This window comes from Pseudomonas sp. EL_65y_Pfl2_R96 (genome assembly GCF_963970905.1).
GTDB lineage: Bacteria > Pseudomonadota > Gammaproteobacteria > Pseudomonadales > Pseudomonadaceae > Aquipseudomonas.
The window spans coordinates 42,649-65,771 of sequence record NZ_CAXAQH010000013.1 but is presented as its reverse complement, the minus strand read 5'-3'; the positions used below and the strand labels follow the sequence as shown (position 1 = coordinate 65,771).

22 protein-coding genes and 1 pseudogene are annotated in these 23,123 nt (G+C 59.9%); 15 read left to right on the top strand and 8 right to left on the bottom strand.

Going from position 1 to position 23,123, the window contains the following annotated elements:
- The first annotated feature begins 85 nt into the window (after positions 1-85).
- The 4 genes from phaC (AACY49_RS15340) (at position 86) to AACY49_RS15325 (ending at position 5,264) form a co-directional block, all read left to right on the top strand.
- Positions 86-1,765 carry a class II poly(R)-hydroxyalkanoic acid synthase gene (phaC, locus tag AACY49_RS15340; RefSeq protein WP_339524829.1) on the top strand — a complete coding sequence of 560 codons (1,680 nt, stop codon included), beginning with the start codon at positions 86-88 and terminating at the stop codon, positions 1,763-1,765.
- Positions 1,766-1,918: 153 nt separating this feature from the next.
- On the top strand, positions 1,919-2,773 hold the full coding sequence (gene phaZ, locus AACY49_RS15335; protein ID WP_258697945.1) for a poly(3-hydroxyalkanoate) depolymerase: 855 nt from the start codon (positions 1,919-1,921) through the stop codon (positions 2,771-2,773).
- 128 nt (positions 2,774-2,901) lie between these two features.
- Positions 2,902-4,584, top strand: coding sequence for a class II poly(R)-hydroxyalkanoic acid synthase (gene phaC / locus AACY49_RS15330; protein ID WP_320392502.1), 1,683 nt, complete (start codon positions 2,902-2,904; stop codon positions 4,582-4,584).
- 59 nt (positions 4,585-4,643) lie between these two features.
- A complete protein-coding gene (locus tag AACY49_RS15325; protein ID WP_258697947.1) occupies positions 4,644-5,264 on the top strand; it encodes a TetR/AcrR family transcriptional regulator in 621 nt (206 codons plus the stop codon).
- A gap of 116 nt (positions 5,265-5,380) precedes the next feature.
- Here the strand turns inward: AACY49_RS15325 and AACY49_RS15320 are convergent, their stop codons facing one another.
- The 3 genes from AACY49_RS15320 to AACY49_RS15310 all read right to left on the bottom strand — a co-directional run bounded on the left by AACY49_RS15320 (position 5,381) and on the right by AACY49_RS15310 (position 7,119).
- Positions 5,381-6,163 (bottom strand): phasin family protein, encoded by a 783-nt coding sequence (locus AACY49_RS15320; protein ID WP_258697948.1) that lies wholly within the window; start codon positions 6,161-6,163, stop codon positions 5,381-5,383.
- Between the two features lie 10 nt (positions 6,164-6,173).
- The gene (locus AACY49_RS15315) at positions 6,174-6,596 is read right to left on the bottom strand and encodes a phasin family protein (RefSeq protein WP_258697949.1); all 423 of its coding nucleotides are present in this window, start codon (positions 6,594-6,596) and stop codon (positions 6,174-6,176) included.
- A gap of 247 nt (positions 6,597-6,843) precedes the next feature.
- Positions 6,844-7,119 (bottom strand): polyhydroxyalkanoic acid system family protein, encoded by a 276-nt coding sequence (locus tag AACY49_RS15310; RefSeq protein ID WP_258697950.1) that lies wholly within the window; start codon positions 7,117-7,119, stop codon positions 6,844-6,846.
- A 154-nt stretch (positions 7,120-7,273) separates the two neighbouring features.
- On the opposite strand from AACY49_RS15310, the gene ubiE reads away from it, so the two are divergent.
- The 11 genes and pseudogenes from ubiE to AACY49_RS31855 all read left to right on the top strand — a co-directional run bounded on the left by ubiE (position 7,274) and on the right by AACY49_RS31855 (position 15,443).
- The gene (gene ubiE / locus AACY49_RS15305) at positions 7,274-8,044 is read left to right on the top strand and encodes a bifunctional demethylmenaquinone methyltransferase/2-methoxy-6-polyprenyl-1,4-benzoquinol methylase UbiE (RefSeq protein ID WP_258697951.1); all 771 of its coding nucleotides are present in this window, start codon (positions 7,274-7,276) and stop codon (positions 8,042-8,044) included.
- The gene (locus AACY49_RS15300) at positions 8,044-8,667 is read left to right on the top strand and encodes a ubiquinone biosynthesis accessory factor UbiJ (protein ID WP_339524822.1); all 624 of its coding nucleotides are present in this window, start codon (positions 8,044-8,046) and stop codon (positions 8,665-8,667) included. Before ubiE ends, AACY49_RS15300 begins: the two co-directional genes overlap by 1 nt.
- Entirely contained in the window at positions 8,664-10,268 is a 1,605-nt protein-coding gene (gene ubiB, locus AACY49_RS15295) for a ubiquinone biosynthesis regulatory protein kinase UbiB (RefSeq protein WP_339524821.1), read from the top strand. The genes AACY49_RS15300 and ubiB overlap by 4 nt, the downstream gene beginning before the upstream one ends.
- 79 nt (positions 10,269-10,347) lie before the next feature.
- Positions 10,348-10,749 (top strand): phosphoribosyl-AMP cyclohydrolase, encoded by a 402-nt coding sequence (gene hisI, locus AACY49_RS15290; protein WP_007936797.1) that lies wholly within the window; start codon positions 10,348-10,350, stop codon positions 10,747-10,749.
- On the top strand, positions 10,742-11,074 hold the full coding sequence (locus AACY49_RS15285; RefSeq protein WP_007899279.1) for a phosphoribosyl-ATP diphosphatase: 333 nt from the start codon (positions 10,742-10,744) through the stop codon (positions 11,072-11,074). The genes hisI and AACY49_RS15285 overlap by 8 nt, the downstream gene beginning before the upstream one ends.
- Positions 11,075-11,098: 24 nt before the next feature.
- A complete protein-coding gene (locus AACY49_RS15280) occupies positions 11,099-11,377 on the top strand; it encodes a twin-arginine translocase TatA/TatE family subunit (RefSeq protein WP_123358799.1) in 279 nt (92 codons plus the stop codon).
- Between the two features lie 10 nt (positions 11,378-11,387).
- Entirely contained in the window at positions 11,388-11,813 is a 426-nt protein-coding gene (tatB, locus tag AACY49_RS15275) for a Sec-independent protein translocase protein TatB (RefSeq protein ID WP_258697954.1), read from the top strand.
- A complete protein-coding gene (gene tatC, locus AACY49_RS15270) occupies positions 11,810-12,604 on the top strand; it encodes a twin-arginine translocase subunit TatC (RefSeq protein WP_258697955.1) in 795 nt (264 codons plus the stop codon). Before tatB ends, tatC begins: the two co-directional genes overlap by 4 nt.
- On the top strand, positions 12,601-13,308 hold the full coding sequence (locus AACY49_RS15265; RefSeq protein WP_258697956.1) for a 16S rRNA (uracil(1498)-N(3))-methyltransferase: 708 nt from the start codon (positions 12,601-12,603) through the stop codon (positions 13,306-13,308). The genes tatC and AACY49_RS15265 overlap by 4 nt, the downstream gene beginning before the upstream one ends.
- Before the next feature lie 197 nt (positions 13,309-13,505).
- Positions 13,506-14,588 (top strand): annotated as a pseudogene (locus tag AACY49_RS31860) (methyl-accepting chemotaxis protein); the annotation flags it as partial.
- Positions 14,580-15,443, top strand: a complete 864-nt coding sequence (locus AACY49_RS31855) for a methyl-accepting chemotaxis protein (protein WP_408980648.1) — start codon at positions 14,580-14,582, stop codon at positions 15,441-15,443. The pseudogene AACY49_RS31860 and the gene AACY49_RS31855, both read left to right, overlap by 9 nt.
- A gap of 157 nt (positions 15,444-15,600) precedes the next feature.
- Here the strand turns inward: AACY49_RS31855 and AACY49_RS15255 are convergent, their stop codons facing one another.
- From AACY49_RS15255 to AACY49_RS15235, 5 genes are all read right to left on the bottom strand, one after another.
- A complete protein-coding gene (locus AACY49_RS15255; RefSeq protein ID WP_258697958.1) occupies positions 15,601-16,335 on the bottom strand; it encodes an amino acid ABC transporter ATP-binding protein in 735 nt (244 codons plus the stop codon).
- Complete coding sequence (locus tag AACY49_RS15250; RefSeq protein ID WP_258697959.1) at positions 16,328-17,287, bottom strand: amino acid ABC transporter permease; 960 nt, start codon at positions 17,285-17,287, stop codon at positions 16,328-16,330. The genes AACY49_RS15255 and AACY49_RS15250 overlap by 8 nt, the downstream gene beginning before the upstream one ends.
- A 176-nt stretch (positions 17,288-17,463) precedes the next feature.
- Positions 17,464-18,261 carry a transporter substrate-binding domain-containing protein gene (locus AACY49_RS15245; protein WP_258700803.1) on the bottom strand — a complete coding sequence of 266 codons (798 nt, stop codon included), beginning with the start codon at positions 18,259-18,261 and terminating at the stop codon, positions 17,464-17,466.
- A 196-nt stretch (positions 18,262-18,457) separates the two neighbouring features.
- Complete coding sequence (mdoH, locus tag AACY49_RS15240; protein ID WP_258697960.1) at positions 18,458-21,028, bottom strand: glucans biosynthesis glucosyltransferase MdoH; 2,571 nt, start codon at positions 21,026-21,028, stop codon at positions 18,458-18,460.
- On the bottom strand, positions 21,021-22,826 hold the full coding sequence (locus tag AACY49_RS15235; RefSeq protein ID WP_258697961.1) for a glucan biosynthesis protein G: 1,806 nt from the start codon (positions 22,824-22,826) through the stop codon (positions 21,021-21,023). Before AACY49_RS15235 ends, mdoH begins: the two co-directional genes overlap by 8 nt.
- Between the last annotated feature and the right edge of the window lie 297 nt (positions 22,827-23,123).

Below are 23,123 nucleotides of genomic sequence, written 5' to 3'. Positions count from 1 at the left end.
TCACCCGAGCAGTAGTACCTGGCGTTTGTTGTGTGACTAGACAACTGGGCTCAGGTACTCGCCTCAGGACAATGGAGCGTCGTAGATGAGTAACAAGCAAAACGATGACCTGAAATTCCAGGCTTCAGAAAATACCTTGGGACTGAATCCTGTTGTTGGGCTGCGTAGAAAGGATCTACTGGGTTCCGCTCGAATGGTACTGACCCAAGCCATCAGGCAACCCATCCACAGTGCCAGACACGTCGCCCATTTCGGCATCGAACTCAAGAACGTGCTGCTCGGAAAATCCGAGCTCCAACCGCAAAGCGATGACCGTCGCTTCCTCGACCCGGCCTGGAGTCAGAACCCGCTCTACAAACGTTATTTGCAAACTTATCTGGCATGGCGCAAGGAACTTCACGCCTGGATCGATGACAGCAACCTCTCGCCCAAGGACGTCGCTCGCGGGCATTTCGTGGTCAATCTGATGACCGAAGCCATGGCCCCGACCAACACGGCGGCCAACCCGGCGGCAGTCAAACGCTTCTTCGAAACCGGTGGGAAAAGCCTGCTCGATGGCCTCTCCCACCTGGCCAAGGACCTGGTACACAACGGCGGCATGCCAAGCCAGGTCAACATGGGCGCATTCGAAGTCGGCAAGAGCCTGGGCGTGACCGAAGGCGCGGTGGTCTTTCGCAACGACGTGCTGGAGCTGATCCAGTACCGGCCGATCACCGAGCAAGTGCATGAGCGCCCACTGCTGGTGGTGCCGCCGCAGATCAACAAGTTCTATGTTTTCGACCTGAGCCCGGACAAGAGCCTGGCGCGTTTCTGCCTGCGCAACAACGTGCAGACGTTCATCGTCAGCTGGCGCAACCCGACCAAGGAGCAACGCGAGTGGGGTCTGTCGACTTACATCGAAGCGCTCAAGGAAGCAGTCGACGTGGTCACTGCGATCACCGGCAGTAAAGATGTGAACATGCTCGGTGCATGCTCCGGCGGCATCACCTGCACCGCCCTGCTGGGTCACTACGCAGCGATCGGCGAGAAGAAGGTCAACGCCCTGACGCTGCTGGTCAGCGTGCTCGACACCACCCTCGACAGCGACGTGGCCCTGTTCGTCGACGAGCAGACCCTCGAAGCCGCCAAGCGCCATTCCTACCAGGCCGGTGTGCTGGAAGGTCGCGACATGGCGAGAGTCTTCGCCTGGATGCGCCCCAACGACCTGATCTGGAACTACTGGGTCAACAACTACCTGTTGGGCAACGAGCCACCGGTTTTCGACATTCTGTTCTGGAACAACGACACCACCCGGTTGCCGGCGGCGTTCCACGGCGACCTGATCGAGATGTTCAAAAACAACCCATTGATCCGCCCCGATGCACTGGAAGTGTGCGGCACACCGATCGACCTCAAGCAGGTGACTGCCGACATCTTTTCCCTGGCCGGCACCAACGATCACATCACCCCGTGGAAGTCCTGCTACAAATCCGCGCAGCTGTTCGGTGGCAAGGTAGAGTTCGTGCTGTCCAGCAGCGGGCATATCCAGAGCATCCTGAACCCGCCGGGCAATCCGAAAGCGCGCTACATGACCAGCACCGAGATGCCGGTCAAGGCCGAGGACTGGATGGAAAACTCCACCAAGCACACCGACTCCTGGTGGTTGCATTGGCAGGCGTGGCAGGCCGAGCGTTCGGGCAAACTGAAGAAATCCCCCGCCAGCCTTGGCAACAAGGCCTATCCCGCAGGTGAGGCGTCGCCGGGCACTTATGTGCATGAGCGGTAACTGACACACCCCACCCCTGTGGGAGCGAGCCTGCTCGCGATGACGGCGGTACATCCAGCCATTGTGTTGACTGTTACTCCGCAATCGCGAGCAGGCTCGCTCCCACAGAGGGTGAGGAAGAATTAGAGATAGCGACCCACAGGGCCCCGAAGCATGCCGCAACCGTTCATATTTCGTACCGTCAACCTGGATGGCCAGACCCTCCGCACCGCGGTACGCCCCGGCAAGCCTCACTTGACGCCCTTGCTGATTTTCAACGGCATCGGTGCCAACCTGGAGCTGATATTTCCGTTCGTCCAGGCGCTGGATCCGGACCTGGAAGTCATCGCCTTCGACGTACCCGGTGTCGGCGGCTCATCGACTCCCAACCGCCCGTATCGATTCTCGGGTCTGGCGAAACTCACGGCACGAATGCTCGACTACCTCGATTACGGGCAGGTCAATGTCATCGGCGTGTCGTGGGGTGGCGCTCTGGCGCAGCAATTTGCCCATGACTATCCCGAGCGCTGCAAGAAGCTGGTGCTGGCGGCCACGGCTGCCGGCGCCGTGATGGTTCCGGGCAAGCCGAAAGTGCTGTGGATGATGGCCAGCCCACGGCGCTACGTCCAGCCATCCCATGTGATCCGCATCGCACCGATGATCTATGGCGGCTCGTTCCGTCGCGATCCGACCCTGGCTGCCAGTCATGCCGCCAGGGTCCGTTCGGCAGGCAAACTCGGCTACTACTGGCAGCTGTTCGCCGGCCTCGGTTGGACCAGCATTCACTGGCTGCACAAGATCCACCAACCCACCCTGGTGCTGGCCGGCGACGACGATCCACTGATCCCGCTGATCAATATGCGCATGCTGGCCTGGCGAATTCCCAACGCCCAACTGCACATCATCGACGACGGGCACCTGTTTCTGATTACCCGGGCCGAAGCGGTGGCACCGATCATCATGAAATTTCTCGAGGAGGAACGTCAGCGCGCAGTGATGCATCCGCACCCTGCGCCATCGGGTGGTTAACCGACTCCGGCTTTTATTTATGAAAAGGGGTCGGCAGGAGGCCAGGCCGCGCAACATCCCGCAACAGCGGCTATGGTGTTTTGTTCGGCGTGTTTGTTTTTGGCCTGATGACGAAGGAGTGTTGACTCATGCGCGACAAACCAGCGAAGGGCTCTTTGCCCACTCCCGCTGCATTCATCAACGCACAGAGTGCGGTTACCGGTCTGCGCGGCCGGGACTTGCTTTCGACCTTGCGCAGCCTCGCCACCCATGGCCTGCGCAACCCGGTGTATACGGCCCGGCATGCCTTGAAGCTGGGCGGCCAACTGGGCCGCGTGCTGCTGGGTGAAACCCTGCACCCGATCAACCCGCAGGACAATCGCTTTGCCGATCCGGCGTGGAGCCTCAATCCTTTTTATCGCCGCAGCTTGCAGGCTTATCTGAGCTGGCAGAAAGAGGTCAAGAACTGGATCGACGAAAGCAACCTGAGCCCGGACGATCGCGCCCGCGCCCACTTTGCCTTTACCTTGATCAACGACGCCGTGGCACCGTCCAACACCTTGCTCAATCCGCTGGCGATCAAGGAGATATTCAACTCTGGCGGCCACAGTCTGGTGCGGGGTGTCGGCCATCTTCTCGACGACCTCCTGCACAACCACGGCCTGCCCAGGCAAGTCACCAAACAAGCATTCGAGGTGGGCAAAACGGTCGCCACCACTACCGGTTCCGTGGTGTTTCGCAATGAGCTGCTGGAGCTGATCCAGTACAAGCCAATGAGCGAAAAACAGTATGCCAAGCCGTTGCTGATCGTGCCGCCACAGATCAACAAGTTCTACATTTTCGACTTGAGCCCCAACAACAGCTTCGTCCAGTTCGCCCTTAAGAACGGCTTGCAGACGTTCATTATCAGCTGGCGCAATCCCGATGTGCGTCATCGCGAATGGGGGCTGTCGTCTTACGTCGAAGCCGCCGAAGAAGCGATGAATGTGTGCCGGGCGATCACCGGCGCTCGCGAGGTCAACCTGATGGGGGCCTGCGCCGGCGGGCTGACCATCGCCGCGCTGCAAGGGCATTTGCAGGCCAAGCGGCAGCTGCGGCGGGTGTCCAGCGCGACCTACCTGGTCAGCCTGCTCGACAGTCAGATAGACAGCCCCGCAACTCTTTTCGCCGACGAGCAGACACTGGAAGCGGCCAAGCGCCGCTCGTACCAGAAGGGCGTGCTGGAAGGTCGTGACATGGCCAGGGTTTTTGCCTGGATGCGCCCCAACGATTTGATCTGGAATTACTTCGTCAATAACTACCTGCTGGGCAAGGAGCCGGCGGCGTTCGACATCCTCTACTGGAACAACGACAACACGCGCCTGCCGGCAGCGTTTCATGGTGATCTGCTGGACTTTTTCAAGCACAACCCGCTGAGTCATCCGGGCGGGCTGGAAGTGTGCGGGACACCGATTGACCTGCAGAAAGTCACCGTCGACAGTTTCAGCGTGGCCGGCATCAACGATCACATCACCCCCTGGGATGCGGTGTATCGCTCGACATTGCTGCTGGGTGGCGAACGGCGCTTCGTGCTGTCCAATAGCGGTCATGTGCAGAGCATTCTCAACCCGCCCCACAATCCGAAAGCCAACTACGTCGAGAACCCGAAAATGAGCAGCGACCCGCGAGCCTGGTATTACGATGCCAAGCGCGCCGACGGCAGTTGGTGGACGCAATGGCTGGGCTGGATTCAGGAACGCTCTGGCGCACAACGCGAAACCCTGATGACCCTCGGCAACCAGAACTACCCACCGATGGAGGCAGCACCCGGTACTTACGTGCGCGTGCGCTGACGTTCAACAAACCACGGCCGGAAATGGCCGTGGACTGACTCGACCATTAAGAAGACTGGATGAAAACCCGCGACCGGATTCTCGAATGTGCCCTGCAGTTGTTCAATCAGAAGGGTGAACCGAACGTGTCCACCATGGAAGTTGCCAACGAAATGGGCATCAGCCCGGGAAACCTCTACTACCACTTCCACGGCAAGGAACCGTTGATTCTCGGGCTATTCGAGCGCTTCCAGGCCGAACTGACGCCCTTGCTCGATCCACCGTCCGATGTGGAATTGGCACCCGATGATTACTGGCTGTTCCTGCACCTGATCATCGAACGCCTGGCCCACTACCGGTTTCTGTTCCAGGACCTGTCGAACCTTGCCGGCCGCCTGCCGAAACTGGCCAAGGGGATCCGCAACCTGCTCAATGCATTGAAGCGCACTCTGGCTTCATTGCTGGCACAGTTGAAGGCTCAGGGTCAGCTGGTCAGTGACACCCAGGCGCTGGGACAACTGGTGGAGCAAATCACCATGACGTTGCTGTTCTCGCTGGACTATCAGCGGATTCTCGACCGTGAAGGTGAAGTGCGACTGGTGGTGTATCAGATCATGATGCTGGTGGCGCCGCACTTGCTGCCACCGGTGAAAGTCGCGACCGAGCGGTTGGCGTTGCAGTACCTGGAGGAGCACGACTAACCCTGTGGGAGCGGGCTTGCTCGCTCCCACATTGGATCAGTGGTGTTCTTTAGAATGTGTGTGCAAACAAAAACGCCCGACCTTTACAGGCCGGGCGCTTTTTTGAGTCCTGAAAATCAGGACTGACTGGTTGGCGCCGGAGCCGGCGCGGCAGTCGGGGTTACAGCAAGGGTCGGCGCAGTGCCGGAGTTTGCCGTACTGACCGGGGTTGCCGGCTTGGCGGCAGCCGCTGCCGGTTTCGGTGCAGCCACTTTCGGGGCTGCCGGCTTTTTCACTGCAGGCTTCTTCGCAGCAGCGGGTTTAGCCGCTGCGGTTTTAGCTGCAGGTTTGGCCGCCGGTTTAGCAGCAGGTTTAGCGGCCGCTTTGGCTGCAGGTTTCGCCGCGGCAGTTTTGGTCGCCGGTTTAGCGGCAGCCTTGGCCAATGGTTTGGCAGCGCTTTTGGCTGCAGGTTTGGCCGCCGCGGTTTTCGCCGCAACAGGCGCAACCTTGGCACCGGTGAGTTTTTCGATTTGCTTGGTCAACGTATCGACCTTGCTGTGCAGTGCTTTGACTTCATTGCGGCTCGGTACACCCAGGCGCGAAATGGCACTGTTCAGGCGCTTGTCAAAAGCCCCTTCCAGCTCATCCCACTTGCCCAGTGCGCGATCTTTCACGCCGCTGATGCGCGACTTGGCCGACGAAGCGGAGTCCTTGGCGGCATCGACTTTCTTGCCGACAGCACTCTTGGTGAGCTTCTCGGCCTTCTCGCCGTCCTTAACCAATGCATCGAAGAGCTTGCTACCGTCAGTGTCGATCTTCGAGTACACGCCTAAACCAGCCAGCCAGATCTTGCGGGAGTAGTCTTCGACCTTCCCGATCCACGAGCTGCCTTCTTTTTCAGTATTCTTTTTGCCAGCCATCCCGTTCTCCTTAAGATTTACGCGCGACACGTTCGAGCAATGCTGTCAGCTCATCGAGCTTAGCAGAGAGTGTCTCAACGTCATGTTTAGACGGAATGCCGATACGATTCAAGGCACTTGCGATGCGCGTATCGAAAGCCTTCTCGACTTTGTCGAGTTGAAGTTCAACTTTGCCTTTGAAAGTGCTCACTTCACTCTTGGCTTCATCGATCTCGGCATTGGCCGCTTCAAGCTTCTCAGTGACGACTTTTTTGCCTTTCTTTTCAACAGCTTGACCAGCCTTGATCAACTCTTGAACGTACTCGCTACCCTCTTGACCGACCTTGGTGTAAGCACCCAGGCCTGCCAGCCAGATCTTGCGGGCATACGATTTGACGTCGCTCGGAGCGTTAGTCTCGACGTCGACTTTTTTCTTCAAAATAACTTTGGCCATGGTGCACCTCACGCGCAGAAGGGTTGAGGAACTGCCCGCAAAGAGTCGGGCTCAGGCACAAAGTAGTGAGAATAATTAGAAACGGCACCCTAACAAGTGACATAAACCTTTGGGCACACCACAAACAAATGTGGGAGCGAGCCTGCTCGCGAAGAGGCAGGCACATTCAACATTGATGTCGACTGAAAGACCGCTTTCGCGAGCAGGCTCGCTCCCACAGGGATCGCATTTCGCAAAAAGAAGTGGATCAGGTCAGTGCTTTATCGAGAGCCCTTTCGATTTCCGATTTGATGGTGCCGCTCATGGCGGACATCAACAGGCCCAGTTCAACGTCGACCCTGATCGAGTCCTCGCCCACATGCACCGCGCCTTTCACACCGGAACGTCTGAGGTTCAGGGTGTCGCCGGACCACTGCGGCTCCAGGCCATATTGATCGGACAGTTTCTGCGCCAACTTGTCGGCCTTCTCGCGGGCCGCTTCCTTACCCAGGCCGTGGGCACGCTCAACACTAATACGGGCCATCGAATGACTCCTGCTTTATGAATACTTCCTGAAGCATCTTGACCGGTGCTGCGTCAAAACGTCCCGGTGGTTGCCTATCTTACCTTCAGCCTTGCCAAGACAAAGCAGGCCACCGGGATTAGAATGTCCCGCATTCTCTTTTGGTGACAGCGATATGACTGATCAGCGCAAAGGCAGCGATGCCGAACCCACCACTCACTTCGGCTTCAAAAACGTTCCGGAAAGCCAGAAAGCGGAAAAAGTCGCTGAGGTTTTTCACTCGGTAGCCGCCAAGTACGACCTGATGAACGACCTCCTGTCGGGCGGCATGCACCGTCTGTGGAAGCGTTTCGCGATCGAACTGTCGGGCGTGCGCCAGGGTAACCGCGTACTGGACATCGCCGGTGGCACTGGTGACCTGACCAAAAAGTTCTCGCACCTCGTTGGCCCGACTGGCCAGGTCGTTCTGGCCGACATCAACGAATCCATGCTCAGGGTCGGTCGTGACCGCCTGCTGGATCTGGGTGTGTCCGGCAACGTCGAATTCGTCCAGGCCGATGCTGAAAAGCTGCCGTTCCCGGACAACCACTTCGACTGCGTGACTATCGCTTTCGGCCTGCGCAACGTGACGCATAAAGAAGACGCCCTGCGCTCGATGCTGCGCGTGCTGAAACCGGGCGGCCGTTTGCTGGTGCTGGAATTCTCCAAACCGACCAACGCGCTGATGTCCAAAGCCTACGACGCCTATTCGTTCGCCTTCATGCCGCTGATGGGCAAGCTAATCACCAATGATTCGGAAAGCTATCGCTACCTGGCCGAATCGATCCGCATGCACCCGAACCAGGAAACCCTGAAGTCGATGATGGTCGAGGCCGGTTTCGACCGCGTGACTTACCACAACATGACCGCAGGCATCGTCGCCCTGCACCGCGGCATCAAGCCCTGATGTTGCTGGCCGGCCTGCTCGCCAGCGTTGAACTCGGTTTGAACCGGGTGCTGCGTCTCGACAGCACGGCACTGCCGCGGCTGGCGCATTTGAGTGGCAAGGTGATTGCCGTCGACTGCCGCAGCCCGACGTTGCAACTGTTCATCCTGCCCAGCGATGAAGGCCTGATGCTGGCGTCCCACTGGGAAACCGGCGCCGACTGCACCTTGCGCGCACCGGCCTCAAGCCTGCTGAAGCTGGCGACGAGCAAAGACAAGACGTCGGTCCTGCATACCCCGGAAGTCGAACTCGACGGCGACAGCGGCGTGCTGCTGGAACTGGCGGCGATCCTTCAGGACCTCGAGCTGGACTGGGAGTACGAACTCTCACGCTGGCTGGGTCCGGTGGCCACGCAACTGGTCGGCGGTCATCTACGCAGTCGCGCCCGCTGGTATCAACAAGGGTTCGCCAGCCTGAACCAGAACCTGGGCGAATACCTGGCCGAAGAATCGCGCGCCCTTGTCGGTCAGCGCGAAGCCGAAGCCCGTTTCAGTGAACTGGACCAGATCAAGCTCGATCTTGAACGACTCGAGGCGCGTTTCGAGCGCCTTTCCCGATCCCTCGACCCAAGCGATAACGCATGAAGCTGCTTGCCGTCCGCCGTTTGTTGCGCATCCAGCGCGTCGTGATCCGCTACCGCCTCGATGACCTGCTGTTCGCCCTGCCGCTGCCCTGGTTTCTGCTGGCGCTGCGCTATGCCTTGCCGTGGCGCTGGTTCCCGCGCAAGCCGCTGGACCTGAGCCGTGGCTCGCGACTGCGCCTGGCCTTGCAGGACCTGGGGCCGATTTTCATCAAGTTCGGCCAGATCCTCTCGACGCGCCGCGACCTGCTGCCCGAAGACATCGCCGATGAGCTGATGATGTTGCAGGACCGCGTGCCGCCGTTCGACTCGCAAGTGTCGGTCCGGCTGATCGAAGAGCAGCTCGGCAAAAAGATCAGCGAAGTTTTCTCCCGCTTCGACGTCGAACCGCTGGCCTCGGCCTCGGTGGCGCAAGTGCATGCCGCACAGTTGAAAACCGGTGAAGAAGTCGTCGTCAAAGTGATCCGCCCGGGCCTGAAACCGATCATTGCTCAGGATCTGGCATGGCTGTTTATCCTCGCCCGAGCAGCGGAAAGGCTCTCCGCCGACGCCCGCCTGCTGCACCCGGTGGACGTGGTCAGCGACTACGAAAAAACCATCTACGATGAACTCGACCTGCTGCGCGAGGCGGCCAACGCCAGTCAGTTGAAGCGTAACTTCGACGGTTCGCCACTGCTTTATGTGCCGCAAGTCTATTGGGACTGGTGCCGGCCGAAAGTGCTGGTGATGGAGCGCATCTACGGGATTCAGGTCACCGACCTCGCGACCCTGGCCGACCAGCGCACCGACATGAAAATGCTCGCCGAGCGTGGCGTGGAGATCTTCTTCACCCAGGTGTTCCGCGACAGTTTCTTCCACGCCGACATGCACCCCGGCAACATCTTCGTCAGCACCGTGCAGCCATGGAGCCCGCAGTACATCGCCATCGACTGCGGCATCGTCGGCAGCCTGACCCCGGAAGACCAGGACTATCTGGCACGCAACCTGTTCGCGTTCTTCAAGCGTGATTACCGTCGCGTTGCGCAGTTGCACATCGATTCGGGCTGGGTGCCGGCGGAAACCAAACTCAACGAATTCGAAGCGGCGATCCGCACGGTGTGCGAGCCGATTTTCGAAAAACCGTTAAAAGATATTTCCTTCGGTCAGGTGCTGATGCGCCTGTTCCAGACCGCCCGCCGCTTCAACATGGAAGTGCAACCGCAGTTGGTATTGCTGCAAAAAACCCTGTTGAACATTGAAGGCCTGGGTCGTCAGCTGTACCCGGACCTCGATCTGTGGAACACCGCCCAGCCGTTCCTCGAACGCTGGATGCGCGAGCGCGTCAGCCCCAAAGCCTTGATCGGCAATGTGCAGAGCCAGTTCGAGCAGATCCCGCACCTGGCCAACATGGCCCGCGACCTGCTCGAGCGCATGTCCCAACCCCACGCCAACGCCCCGCCCCCCCCTTGGCACAAGCGCAAGGACGACTGGTTCCTGCGCCTGCTCGGCACCGCTCACCTGGCGGGTGGCACGATACTCGCAGCCGGTGGCCCGTTGCACGAACTGGGGCATTGGCCCGCCGGAATCATGGTGGCGGTCGGTTTGTATCTGGTCGTTCGCCGATAGCCAGAGCCCCCCCACGCTGGCACACTGTTTCAACGCCTGGGCTTAGCTATTGAAGTAGAGCCCGCTGTCGGAGTCGAAGATGAAAAACTGGCTGGACGAGATCAAGTGGGACGCCGATGGCCTGGTGCCGGCGATTGCCCAGGATCACAAGACCGGACGCGTCCTGATGATGGCCTGGATGAACCGCGAAGCACTGCAATTGACCGCCGCCGAGAACCGTGCCATTTACTGGTCACGTTCCCGTGGCAAGCTGTGGCGCAAGGGCGAAGAGTCCGGCCACGTGCAAACCCTGCATGAGATGCGCCTGGACTGTGACGCTGACGTGATCATCCTGATGGTCGAGCAGATCGGCGACATCGCCTGCCATACCGGCCGTCAGAGCTGCTTCTACCGCGTCTTCGAGAACGGCGACTGGAAAACCGTCGACCCGGTTCTGAAAGACCCGCACGCTATCTACTCCGCAGGACATACCCATGAGTGACACCCTGACCCGTCTGGCCCAGGTGCTGGAAGAGCGCAAAGGCGCCGCCGCCGACAGCTCGTATGTTGCCAGCCTGTACCACAAAGGCTTGAACAAGATTCTGGAAAAAGTCGGCGAAGAGTCGGTCGAAACCATCATTGCCGCCAAGGATGCCGCCATCAGCGGCGACTGCAGCGATGTGATCTACGAGACCGCCGATTTGTGGTTCCACAGCATGGTCATGCTCGCCCAACTGGGGCAGCATCCACAGGCTGTACTCGATGAACTGGACCGTCGCTTCGGTCTGTCCGGACACGCCGAGAAAGCCTCTCGCCCGTCCGCCTGAACAACTATTAGAGAGGAACGCAACATGGGCATTTTTGACTGGAAACACTGGATCGTCATCCTGGTTGTCGTGGTGCTGGTGTTCGGTACCAAGAAACTGAAAAACCTCGGCACTGACGTCGGCGAGTCGATCAAGGGCTTTCGTAAAGCCATGAACGACGACGAGAAACCGGCTGACCCGACAGCAACCCCGGCCCAACCGGTTCCACCTGTTCAGCCACAGACCACTCAGTCCGTGAACCCGCCGCACACCATCGACGTGCAGGCGCAAAAAGTCGAAGAGCCGATCCGCAAAGACTCGTGAGCACTGACTAATGTTTGGTATCAGCTTCTCTGAACTGCTGCTCGTCGGCCTCGTCGCCTTGCTGGTGCTGGGCCCCGAGCGTCTGCCGGGTGCTGCGCGCACCGCCGGCCTGTGGGTCGGGCGGCTGAAGCGCAGCTTCAACGCGATCAAACAGGAAGTTGAACGTGAAATCGGTGCCGACGAGATTCGTCGGCAACTGCACAACGAGCACATTTTGTCGCTTGAGCAGGAGGCGCGGAAGATTTTCACGCCGACTCAGCAGGAGGCTACTGCGGTTCAACCGGTTGAGCCAGTGATGGAGCAGACGATTCATGCTCCGGTAGCTGCAGAACCTGTACCTGTTGTTGCAACGACGCCAATTGAACCTGTTGCTCCTGCCGCCGCGCCGACAACGCCGGCGCCTCACGACACCACTTTGCCGCCGCGAGCCCCATGAGCGATCTCCCTGAAAACGACCAGCACATGCCGCTGGTTTCGCACCTCACCGAGTTGCGTACCCGTCTGCTGCGCTGCGTAGCGGCGATCTTCATCATCTTCGCCGGGTTGTTCGCCTTCACCCAGCAGATCTACACCTTCGTCTCCACGCCGCTGCGCCAGTACCTGCCGGCCGGCGCGACGATGATCGCCACCGACGTGTCGTCGCCCTTCCTGACGCCGCTGAAACTGACCATGATGGTCTCGCTGTTTCTGGCGATCCCGGTGATCCTGCACCAGATCTGGGGCTTCATCGCGCCGGGCCTGTACAAGCATGAAAAGCGCATTGCGGTGCCGTTGCTGGTCTCCAGCATTTTGCTGTTTTACACCGGCATGGCCTTCGCCTATTTCCTGGTGTTCCCGCTGATCTTCAAATTCTTCGCCGCCGCCACCCCGGCCGGCGTGGAAATGATGACCGACATTACCAGCTACCTCGATTTCGTCATGACGCTGTTCTTCGCCTTCGGCGTGGCGTTCGAGATTCCGGTGGCGGTGGTCCTGCTGGTGTGGATCGGCGTGGTCAACGTCGCCTACCTGAAGAAGATCCGCCCGTATGTCGTCATCGGCTGCTTCGTGGTCGGCATGATCCTGACACCGCCGGACATCTTCTCGCAGACGCTGTTGGCCGTACCGATGTGGTTGCTGTTCGAGATCGGCATCCTGTTCGGCAGCCTGATCAGCAAGCGTGGTGAGCACCCGGACGATCAGCCGGCTGACGATCACAACGACCAGCCGCCAGCGACCCAAGCGTGAACCTGCTGCTCCTTGAAGAGGCCGACTTCATTGCGGCCGACCGGGCGATCCTGCGCGATCGACGGTTGACTCATATGCAGGAAGTCCACCGCTGCGTCGTTGGTGACAGCATGCGCGTTGGCCGTATCGGCGGGTTGATGGGGTCGGCCGAGGTGCTGCGCCTGGAGGCTACAGAAGCCGAACTGCGTGTCACCCTCGACCAGCCTCCACCAGCCAAGCTGCCACTGACTCTGATACTGGCCCTGCCACGACCGAAAATGCTCCGTCGGGTATTCCAGACCGTGGCCACCATGGGTGTGCCGCGAATCGTGCTGGTGAACAGCTACCGCGTCGAAAAAAGCTTCTGGCAAACCCCGTTCCTGGAGCCGGAAGCGATTCGCGAGCAATTGATCCTGGGGCTTGAACAAGCCCGGGACAGCGTGCTGCCAGAGGTTATTATCGAGAAGCGCTTCAAGCCCTTTGTCGAAGATCGCCTGCCAGCGATCACCGAAGGCACCCTCGGCCTGGTCGGCCATCCCGGCAACTACCCGCCCTGCCCCCGCGGCCTGAACGAACCCGTGACCCTGGCCATCGGCCCCGAAGGCGGCTGGATTCCCTACGAAATCGACCTGCTGGCCAAGGCCGGCCTGCAACCGGTTCAGCTTGGCGAGCGCATCCTGCGGGTCGAGACCGCCGTCACTGCGTTGCTCGCACGCCTCTTCTAACCCCAGACACTTACCCTGTGGCGAGGGAGCTTGCTCCCGCTCGGCTGCGAAGCAGTCGTAAACCGGTGAGTGCAGTCTTGCTGGAAAAAAGCGGTGCCCGCTTCGCGCCCAAACGGGAGCAAGCTCCCTCGCCACAAGTGTTGACTCGCCTACAGAATCTCGTCTACCTGCCGATACAGCCCCCATAAAACCGATTAATGGTCCGAGGGAGTAGCAGCATGTACCGATGGCTGGCCGAGAAACTGGGAAACGTAAGCGTCAATCGCAAGCTGGGTGTCGGCTTTGGCCTCGTGCTGCTCATGACTCTCCTGATCACCTTCACTGGCTGGAATAGCCTGAGCAGTGTGATCAGTCGCGCAGACAAGCAGAGTCACATCGCCAGTCTCAACGACTTGAGCAAGGATTTGCGAACCGCCCGTGTCGACTACGAAATGCGCCGTGGCGAACAAGGTCCGGCAGCCGTCAGCGAACTCCTGGGCAAGCTCAATGATGGCGTACAGGTCGGCCTCAAACTGCTTGTGCTCCCCTCGAACCAGGAAATGCTCAATCAGCAACTGGTCGCCATCGGTGAGTACAAACGCGCCTTTACCGACATGACTCAAGCGACGCAGAACCGCGAATCGGCCCGATCCAAGCTCGGCGCCACCGCCGACAACGCCGTGGCCAGGGTCGCAGAAGTCGAAAAGTCCTTGCTGCAAGGTGACAGCGTCGTTCAATTCAACAGCGTGGTCGAGCTGAGCAAACTGATCCAGCAAGCGCGCTTCCAGGTTCGCGGTTACACCTACAGCGGCAAGGTCGAAGCCGAGCAACCGGCACTGGACGCCATCGACAACGCCCTGAAAGACCTTGAAAGCCTGCCGGGCAAACTGCCGGAACAGCACATCGCCAACCTGCAACAAGCCACCGAATCGCTTAAGGGCTACCGCGCCGCTGTCAGCCAGTTCCGCGACTCGCAGGTGGCCAGCGCCACAGCCCTCAAGAAGATGGTGGATCAAGAGATCCGTTTGAATGACCTGAGCGCACAATTGATTCGCTCGCAAACCGAGAGCCGTGACCAAGAGACGGCCCAGGCGAAAAGCACGCTGATCATCGTGACCGTCCTAGCGTTAGCGTTTGGCCTGCTCGCCGCCTGGGTCATTACGCGGCAGATCGTCGTTCCACTGCAACAGACTTTAACAGCTGTCGAACGTGTCGCCTCGGGCGACCTGAGCCATAACCTGGAGGTCACTCGCCGCGACGAGCTGGGTCAATTACAAAGCACCCTGCAGCGGATGGTCGTCAGACTGCGGGAACTGATCGGCGGCATCAGCGATGGCGTGACGCAAATCGCCAGCGCCGCCGAAGAACTGTCCGCCGTCACCGAGCAAACCAGCGCCGGGGTCAACAGCCAGAAGGTCGAAACCGATCAGGTGGCCACCGCCATGCACGAAATGACCGCCACCGTGCAAGAAGTCGCGCGCAACGCCGAGGAAGCGTCCGAGGCCGCCGTCGCCGCCGACCAGCAGGCCCGCGAGGGCGACAAGGTCGTCGGCGAAGCCATCGCCCAGATCGAACGCCTGGCCCTCGAAGTTGGCAATTCCACTGCTGCCATGGCCGACCTGAAGCGCGAAAGCGACAAGATTGGCAGCGTGCTCGACGTGATCAAATCCGTGGCCCAGCAAACCAACCTGCTGGCCCTCAACGCCGCTATCGAAGCCGCCCGCGCCGGTGAGGCCGGACGCGGCTTTGCGGTGGTCGCTGACGAAGTCCGCAGCCTGGCCCAGCGTACCCAGAAGTCCACCGAAGAAATCGAAGAGTTGATCGTCGGCCTGCAAACCGGCACGCAGCAAGTCGCGACCATCATGGACAACAGCCGCACCCTGACCGACAGCAGTGTCGAGCTGACCCGCCGTGCCGGTGGCTCGCTGGAAAGCATCACCCGCACTGTGTCGGCGATCCAGGCGATGAACCAGCAGATCGCCGCCGCCGCCGAGCAACAGAGCTCGGTGGCCGGAGAAATCAACCGTAGCGTGCTGAACGTGCGTGATGTGTCCGAGCAGACCTCTGCCGCCAGTGAAGAGACCGCGGCCTCCAGCGTCGAGCTGGCGCGGTTGGGGACGCATTTGCAGATGCTGGTGGGCAGGTTCAAGGTTTGAGGTGATACGAGTGCCTCGGTTCGCTTTGGACCGAGGTGATGCCATCGCGAGCAGGCTCGCTCCCACATTGATCAGCGCTGAACACAACATTTGTGTATGACGCATAACCCCTGTGGGAGCGAGCCTGCTCGCGATGGCGGTTCGACAGGCGCTGAATCTATAGAACCTGCCGCAAAAACGCCTGCGCACGCGGATCTTTCGGCGCATCGAAGAACTCGGCCGGCGAGGCGTCTTCCAGCAGTTTGCCGTGATCGAAGAACAGCACCCGATCCGCCACTTCCCGGGCGAAGCCCATTTCGTGGGTGACGCAAACCATGGTCATGCCTTCCACGGCCAGGGTCTTCATTACATCCAGCACTTCACCGACCATTTCCGGGTCGAGCGCCGAAGTCGGCTCATCGAACAGCATGACCTTCGGCTCCATGGCCAATGCCCGGGCAATGGCCACACGCTGTTGCTGACCACCGGACAGGCGCGATGGAAACTCTAGGGCCTTCTGAGCGATACCGACCTTCTCCAGCAACGCCAGGGCCTTGGCCTCGCGTTCCTTCTTGCCGCGCTTGCGCACGACTTTCTGGGCCAGGCAGAGGTTCTCCAGCACGGTCATGTGCGGGAACAGATTGAAATGCTGGAACACCATGCCGACTTCACGGCGGTAGGCGTTGACGTCGGTTTTCGGGTCGGCCAGTTGCAGGCCGTCGATGCTCACCGAGCCGGAATCGAATTCTTCCAGACCATTCAGGCAACGCAGGAAGGTCGACTTGCCGGAGCCGGACGGACCGATCACCACCAGCACTTCGCCCTTGGCCACTTGGGTGGTGACGTTATCCACCGCGCGAACTACATGGCCGCGGGTGTCGAAGACTTTTATCAGATCGCGGACTTCAATCACTTTGCGCGAGCCTCCGCTCAAGCCGGCTGGCGATTTTCGACAGCGGGAGGTTGATCAACAGGTACAGCCCGGCCACGCAGAACAGGATTTCGAACGGCGAGAACGAGGTAGTGATGACTTCGCGGCCGCTTTTCAGCAGTTCGGTGATGGCAATCACCGACACCAGCGAGGTGTCCTTGACCAGACTGATGAACTGCCCGGCCAGCGGCGGCAGCACGCGCTTGAACGCTTGCGGCAGCACTACGTGGCGCATCGACTGGCCGGCACTCAGACCCAGCGAACGTGCGGCTTCGTTCTGGCCGCGTGCAATTGATTGCACGCCGGAACGGATGATCTCTGCCACGTAGGCGCCGGTGAACAGCGACAAGGCGGCGATCCCGGCGAACTCCCGGGAAAGGTTCATCACGGTACCGATGAAGAAGTAGAAAATGAAAATCTGCACCAGCAGCGGCGTGCCACGCACCAGTTCGACGTAGATCGTCGAGAGGTCGCGCAGGGTCGGGTTGTTCGACAAACGGCAAAGGCCGGTGGCCAGGCCGATCAGCAACCCGAGCACGCCAGATACCACCGACAACCACAACGTGGTCCAGAGCCCCCACATCAGCGGTCCTGCGGCCCAATGGCGGGTCACACCGATGACGTCGCCTTCAGCCACGTCATCGCCTTGGGCGACTTGCAGGCTGTTGTCGTCAACGATCACCCGCTGCTCGTCTCCGGCGTCATTGCGCAGAGTGACTTCGGCTTCATCGCCCTTGCGCACCAGTTCGCTGACGGTGGAGATGTCGGCGGCGCGCAGGGACTCTTCGGCGTGGTAGGCGAAGTACTGCGGCACGCGATTCCAGCGCCATTCGTAGGACATCAGCGAGGTGGCGTAGTACAGCGCACCGGCCAGGCCGATCAGCATCAGCACGGTTAATACGTGCCACGGCCATTGGGCTTTTTTCTGTTTCATTGGGTTTGCAGGTTCCGAGTTTTGTGTCGCCAGGAAGGCCGTCTTCGCGGGCAAGCCCGCTCCCACATTTGATCTTCAGTGAATACAGATTCTGTGTTCGACCGAGATCCAGTGTGTGCGGGCTTGCTCGCGAATGAGGCGACGCGGTCTATCTGACCGGTCGCCGTCCGTCAGCCTTATTCCATATCCTTGAGCCAGGCGGTGTCCTTGAACCACTTGTCATGGATGCGATCGTAGGTGCCGTCTTCGTGGATCTGGTGCAGGAAGTTGTTGATGAAATTGATGCTGTCGTAGTCACCCTTCTTCAGACCAAAGGCCAGCGGCTCGTAGGTGAACGGCTTGTCGAGGAACAGCAGTTTGCCGTTGCCGACCTTGTTCACCGCCACGACGTTGTACGGCGCGTCATAGATGAAGGCATCGGCCTTGCCGTTGACCACGTCGAGCACGGCTTCCTGCTCGTTGTCGTAACCGTGGTACTTGGCTTTGGAGATGAGTTTTTTGGCGACCATTTCACCGGTGGTGCCGAGCTTGGAGGTGATGCGGTAGTCGGCGGTGTTCAGGTCTTTATAGGACTTGATAGTGCCTTCCAGCTCCTTGCGGATCAGCAGTGTCTGGCCGACCACGATGAACGGTTCGCTGAAGTTCAGGCGCAGGTTGCGCTCCTGGGTCAGGGTCATGCCGCTGCCGATCATGTCGAACTTGTCGGTGAGCAGGGCCGGGATGATGCCGTCGTATCCGGTGGAAACCAGTTCCAGCTTGACGCCCATGGCCTTGGTCATGGCTTTGAGGATGTCGACTTCGAAGCCGATGATCTCGCCGCGCTTGTTGGTCATTTCGAACGGCATGTAGGTCGGGTCCATGCCGACTTTCAGCGTGCCGCGCTTGACCGCCTCATCGATGGCACCGGCCTGCGCCGCGCTGACTGCAACCAATGCCGTGACGCCGACCAGCAGCATCGCCAGATACTTCTTCATCATCAAGTCCCCAAAACCATCACGTTGTGAGGCACGCAAACCACGGGTTTCCCTCGGAAAACCGGCGGATACGAACAGAAAATTGTCCGGGCGCACCAATTCGGGGACGGATGCTAACGCACTCGGCCGTTTGCACAAGGGTTTTACAGAGGATTTTGATCAACACAAAAAAACCCCGCTTTCGCGGGGTTTTTCATTATGCCAACTGAGGCTGCGTGCTCACAGGCTTGAGCGGCAACAGCGGCGCATGGGGATCGGCATCCACCGATGTGCGCCAGGCTTGCAGCCACTCGGCGTGGCCTTCGCTCCAGACCTGCTCATGCAAGCGACCCAGCGCCACCGGATCACTCAGCAGGGCCACACGCTCGTTGTTGGTCAGCCCTGTTGGCCCGGCCTTCATCGCATGGCGAACCCGCTCGACCCGCAGCCATTCGATCGGCTCGGCCTGACGGTGACGGGACGTCGCCAGCGCGCACGCCAAGGCGTTCTGCTGTGGATCGACCACTGCCCGGATGAAGCCGTCGTTCAGCGCATGCCAACGGTTTTCGTGGGTGTACTGATCAGTTGCCAGCAACGCCTGTGGCGGATTGTATTCCTCAGGGATCAGGAACAGGCTTTCATCGCGGGACTTGAGGCCCAGACCCACACGACTGGAGATCACCGACACCGGGATCGACAGCATCAGCGAACCGACGATCGGCACCAGCCACCAAAGGAAGCTCGGGTTCAGCCAGATCACCAACAGCGCCCAGAAGAAGCCCAGCAAGGTTTGTGGACCGTGGCGCTTGACCGCTTCGCTCCACGGTGTGGAGTCGTCATCACGTTGCGGCGAGTTCCAGGTCGCGGCCCAGCCGAGGAACGCGGCGAGCACGAAACGGGTGTGGAAAATCATCCGCACCGGCGCCAGCAGCATGGAGAACAACATCTCCAGCAGCATCGACAGCGTCACCTTGAACCTGCCACCGAACTCTTTCGCGCCCTTGGCCCAGATCAGGATGATGCTCAGCAACTTCGGCAGGAACAGCAGCACGATGGTCGTCGAGAACAGCGCAATCGCCTTGTCCGGGTGCCATTGCGGCCACAGCGGATAGAGCTGACGCGGCTCCAGGAAGTATTGCGGCTCCATCAGTGTGTTGACCGCCAGCAGGGCCGTCGACAGCACGAGGAAGAAGAACCACAACGGCGCTGACAGATAAGACATCACGCCCGTCAGGAACACCGCACGGTGCACCGGGTGCATGCCTTTTACCAGGAACAGCCGGAAGTTCATCAGGTTGCCGTGGCACCAGCGACGGTCACGCTTGAGTTCGTCCAGCAAGTTCGGCGGCAGTTCTTCGTAGCTGCCCGGCAAGTCGTAGGCAATCCACACGCCCCAACCGGCACGGCGCATCAGCGCCGCTTCGACGAAGTCGTGGGACAGAATCGCACCGGCGAACGCGCCTTTACCGGGCAACGGCGCCAGGGCGCAGTGCTCGATAAACGGTTTCATGCGGATGATCGCGTTGTGGCCCCAGTAGTGGGATTCACCCAACTGCCAGAAGTGCAGGCCGGCGGTGAACAACGGACCGTACACACGGGTGGCGAACTGCTGCATGCGCGCATACAAAGTGTCCATGCCCGACGCACGTGGCGCGGTCTGGATGATCCCGGCGTCCGGCGTGGCTTCCATCAGGCGCACCAGACTGCTCAGGCATTCGCCGCTCATCACGCTGTCGGCGTCGAGCACGACCATGTATTTGTAGTCACCGCCCCAACGACGGCAGAAGTCGTCGAGGTTGCCGCTTTTACGTTTCACACGGCGACGGCGGCGGCGATAGAAGATCTTGCCGAAGCCCTTGGCTTCACGGCAGACGTCCAGCCAGGCCTGCTGTTCGGCGACGCAGATATCGGCGTCGTTACTGTCGCTGAGCACGAAAAAGTCGAAGCGATCCAGGTTACCCGAGGCCGCGACCGATTCGAAGGTCGCCCGCAAACCGGCGAACACCCGCGGCACGTCTTCGTTGCAGATCGGCATCACCAATGCGGTGCGCGCGTCCTTGGCGATCGGCTCGTTGCCGGCACTGGCGCCGGAAATGCGGTATTTGTCACGACCAGTGATCAGCTCGAGAAAGCCCATCAGCGCCGTCCAGAAACCGGCCGACACCCAGCAAAACAGAATCCCGAACATAATCAGGATGGTGGTTTGCAAGGCGTAAGGCAGCACCTGGGCCGCGGTTTGCAGGAGCGGTTGGTGCAGGACTTCTTCAAGATCGACGAACGACCAGCCCTGGTACGGCATGATGCCCTTCATGTACCAGCCGGCGACGATCGTTTGACCGAGCATCAGCACCAACAGAATGTAGCGACGGATCGAACCGACGGTGCGCCAGCGAGCGGCCGGCAGCACGTTCTCATCCTTCGGCGGGGCCGGCGGGTTGGTGCGCCCGGTCAGCCGACGCCAGCCACGCACCAGAATGTTGGTGCGCCACGGCTCGGGCACGACTTTGGTCCGACGGATCGGCGGGGTTGCCTTGAGGCAAACCCGACCACTGGCGTCGAGCACCAGCATTTCCGCATCCGCCAGCTCTTCGGCGGTGTTCAGGGTCAGGCGCCGGCCGACCGAGGCTTGAGCAGCCTCGGTCGGCGCGTCGAACGTCGAGGACGACAGACGTTCGTGCAGTTCACTGAAGGACTTGCAGCCCGCGAGTTCCGCGCGCTGCTCGTCGGTCATGGGCAAATGCGCCAGGTACTCGGCAAGCGTTTGTGGCTGTACGTGTGAATTACTCATCGGCAGGCAACTGATAGCTCCAGGTCTCGGTCAGGACTTGTTCAGTCGGTGCCGATTCCGGTGTGGCTGGGGCCGCTTCGGCAGCGACAGGCTGCTTGGCGTCTTTGTTGTCCTTGTCCTTGGTGTCCTTGACTTGCTGGGCTTGTGCTTCAGCCTGCTTGGCTTCCTTGTCCTTCTTCTCTTGCTGGCGGGCGGCGATCTTGTCGGCCTTGGCAACGGAAGAACTGGACGCTGGCGCCGCGGTCTTGATCGTCTCGGCAGGCGTGATGGTCTTGACCAGCGCAGCCCGCATTTCGGTAGCCTTGCTCGGATCCTTGATCTTCATCCGCAAAGTCAGGCGCCAGCCCTTGGTTTCAGGGTTGTAACGGACGCTGTTCTCGACCAGCTCCGCGTTGTCGCCAACGCTCACCTGGCTGCGCACTTCGGCATTTTCCGACAAGTCTTGCAAGGACGGACCTTCGAAATCCACCAGGTAGGCCACGCTGCCGTCCGGCTGACGAATCAGGTTCGACTGCTTCACGTCACCTGTGGAACGCAGGGTCTGTTGAACCCAGGCGCTGTCCGGCGAATGCAGGGAGGCTTCGTCGATGGTCCAGTGCATGCGGTAGGCAACGTCCAGGGACTGGCCAGGCTCAGGCAGTTTTTCCGGGCTCCAGAAAGCGACAATATTGTCGTTGGTTTCATCGGCGGTAGGAATCTCTACCAGATCGACGGAGCCTTTGCCCCAATCGCCTTTCGGTTCGATCCAGGCACTTGGGCGCTTGTCGTAGCGGTCATCGAGGTCTTCGTAGTGGCTGAAGTCACGGCCACGTTGCAGCAAGCCGAAACCGCGCGGGTTCTCGATCGAGAAGTTGCTCACGGCCAAGTGTTTCGGATTGTTCAGTGGGCGCCAGATCCATTCGCCGTTGCCGGCATGGATCGACAGGCCGCTGGAGTCATGCAGTTCACGACGGTAGTTCAGCACTTTCGACGGCTGGTTGGCGCCGAACAGGAACATGCTGGTCAGCGGCGCAACGCCGAGCTTGGTGACCTTGTCACGCAGATACATCTTGGCCTTGACGTCGACGACCGTGTCGCTGCCCGGACGCAGGGTCAGGCGATAGGCACCGGTGGCACGTGGCGAATCCAGCAGGGCGAAGATCACCAGATGCTTGTCGCCCGGCTTGGGCTGTTGAATCCAGAACTCGGTGAAGCGCGGGAACTCTTCGCCGGACGGCAACGCGGTATCAATGGCCATGCCGCGAGCGGACAAGCCATAGGTGTGCCCCTTGCCGATGACGCGGAAGTAACTCGCGCCGAGCATGGTCATGATTTCGTCTTGCTTGTCGGCCTTGTTGATCGGGTACAGCACACGGAAGCCGGCATAACCCAACTGTTCGGTGGCTTTAGGATCGAACTTCACGTCGCCGAAATCGAAACGACTCGGGTCGTATTTGATCTCTTCGACGGTGTTGGCCGTGATTTCGTTGATTTTCACCGGCGTATCGAAGTGCATACCCTGGTGATAGAAGGACAGCTTGAATGGGGTTTTCTGGTTCGCCCATTCGGCTTTTTCAGTGAGGAACCGGATTTTTTGATAGTCCGCGAATTTCATCTCGCGAAACTCATTCGGCAGGTTACTGCGCGGGGCTTCGTATTTTTGCCCGGCCAGCTCTTTTGCCTTGACCGATACGTCATCCAGATTGAATGCCCAAAGTTGGCCGGCGCTGAACAGGCAAAGCAGTGCAGAGCCTGCTACCAGAGCGCTTCGAAACCGTTTGGCAGACAATTTTGGTGCATTACAGGGACTAACAATCACGAGCAACCCTCGCCGAAAACAGATCAAAAAACCAACGGCCAGTTAAAGTGCCAGCACGGTGTGCGGTGGAAAAAAACCGACCCTGCGAACCACTCTTGCCAAGTTGGCGAGCATTGTTCCGACTCCTATGGGGCAAAATGATTCCCCAACAGGTTCCGGACAAGTCTCTACCTAAGTCAAAATGGACCAACGAACGCTGATCCCCGTAGCGCGCGATTATCTAGTAGGCCGCGTTACAACGCATCAGGGGAAACCAAGTATTTATCGGGAAAAGCCCCTGTTTTCAGCCGAAATGCC

Coding starts and splice junctions, on each gene's coding strand:
- phaC (WP_339524829.1), top strand. CDS start 86: ATGAGTAACAAGCAAAACGATGACCTGAAATTCCAGGCTTCAGAAAAT.
- phaZ (WP_258697945.1), top strand. CDS start 1,919: ATGCCGCAACCGTTCATATTTCGTACCGTCAACCTGGATGGCCAGACC.
- phaC (WP_320392502.1), top strand. CDS start 2,902: ATGCGCGACAAACCAGCGAAGGGCTCTTTGCCCACTCCCGCTGCATTC.
- AACY49_RS15325 (WP_258697947.1), top strand. CDS start 4,644: ATGAAAACCCGCGACCGGATTCTCGAATGTGCCCTGCAGTTGTTCAAT.
- AACY49_RS15320 (WP_258697948.1), bottom strand. CDS start 6,163: ATGGCTGGCAAAAAGAATACTGAAAAAGAAGGCAGCTCGTGGATCGGG.
- AACY49_RS15315 (WP_258697949.1), bottom strand. CDS start 6,596: ATGGCCAAAGTTATTTTGAAGAAAAAAGTCGACGTCGAGACTAACGCT.
- AACY49_RS15310 (WP_258697950.1), bottom strand. CDS start 7,119: ATGGCCCGTATTAGTGTTGAGCGTGCCCACGGCCTGGGTAAGGAAGCG.
- ubiE (WP_258697951.1), top strand. CDS start 7,274: ATGACTGATCAGCGCAAAGGCAGCGATGCCGAACCCACCACTCACTTC.
- AACY49_RS15300 (WP_339524822.1), top strand. CDS start 8,044: ATGTTGCTGGCCGGCCTGCTCGCCAGCGTTGAACTCGGTTTGAACCGG.
- ubiB (WP_339524821.1), top strand. CDS start 8,664: ATGAAGCTGCTTGCCGTCCGCCGTTTGTTGCGCATCCAGCGCGTCGTG.
- hisI (WP_007936797.1), top strand. CDS start 10,348: ATGAAAAACTGGCTGGACGAGATCAAGTGGGACGCCGATGGCCTGGTG.
- AACY49_RS15285 (WP_007899279.1), top strand. CDS start 10,742: ATGAGTGACACCCTGACCCGTCTGGCCCAGGTGCTGGAAGAGCGCAAA.
- AACY49_RS15280 (WP_123358799.1), top strand. CDS start 11,099: ATGGGCATTTTTGACTGGAAACACTGGATCGTCATCCTGGTTGTCGTG.
- tatB (WP_258697954.1), top strand. CDS start 11,388: ATGTTTGGTATCAGCTTCTCTGAACTGCTGCTCGTCGGCCTCGTCGCC.
- tatC (WP_258697955.1), top strand. CDS start 11,810: ATGAGCGATCTCCCTGAAAACGACCAGCACATGCCGCTGGTTTCGCAC.
- AACY49_RS31855 (WP_408980648.1), top strand. CDS start 14,580: ATGGTCGTCAGACTGCGGGAACTGATCGGCGGCATCAGCGATGGCGTG.
- AACY49_RS15250 (WP_258697959.1), bottom strand. CDS start 17,287: ATGAAACAGAAAAAAGCCCAATGGCCGTGGCACGTATTAACCGTGCTG.
- AACY49_RS15245 (WP_258700803.1), bottom strand. CDS start 18,261: ATGAAGAAGTATCTGGCGATGCTGCTGGTCGGCGTCACGGCATTGGTT.
- mdoH (WP_258697960.1), bottom strand. CDS start 21,028: ATGAGTAATTCACACGTACAGCCACAAACGCTTGCCGAGTACCTGGCG.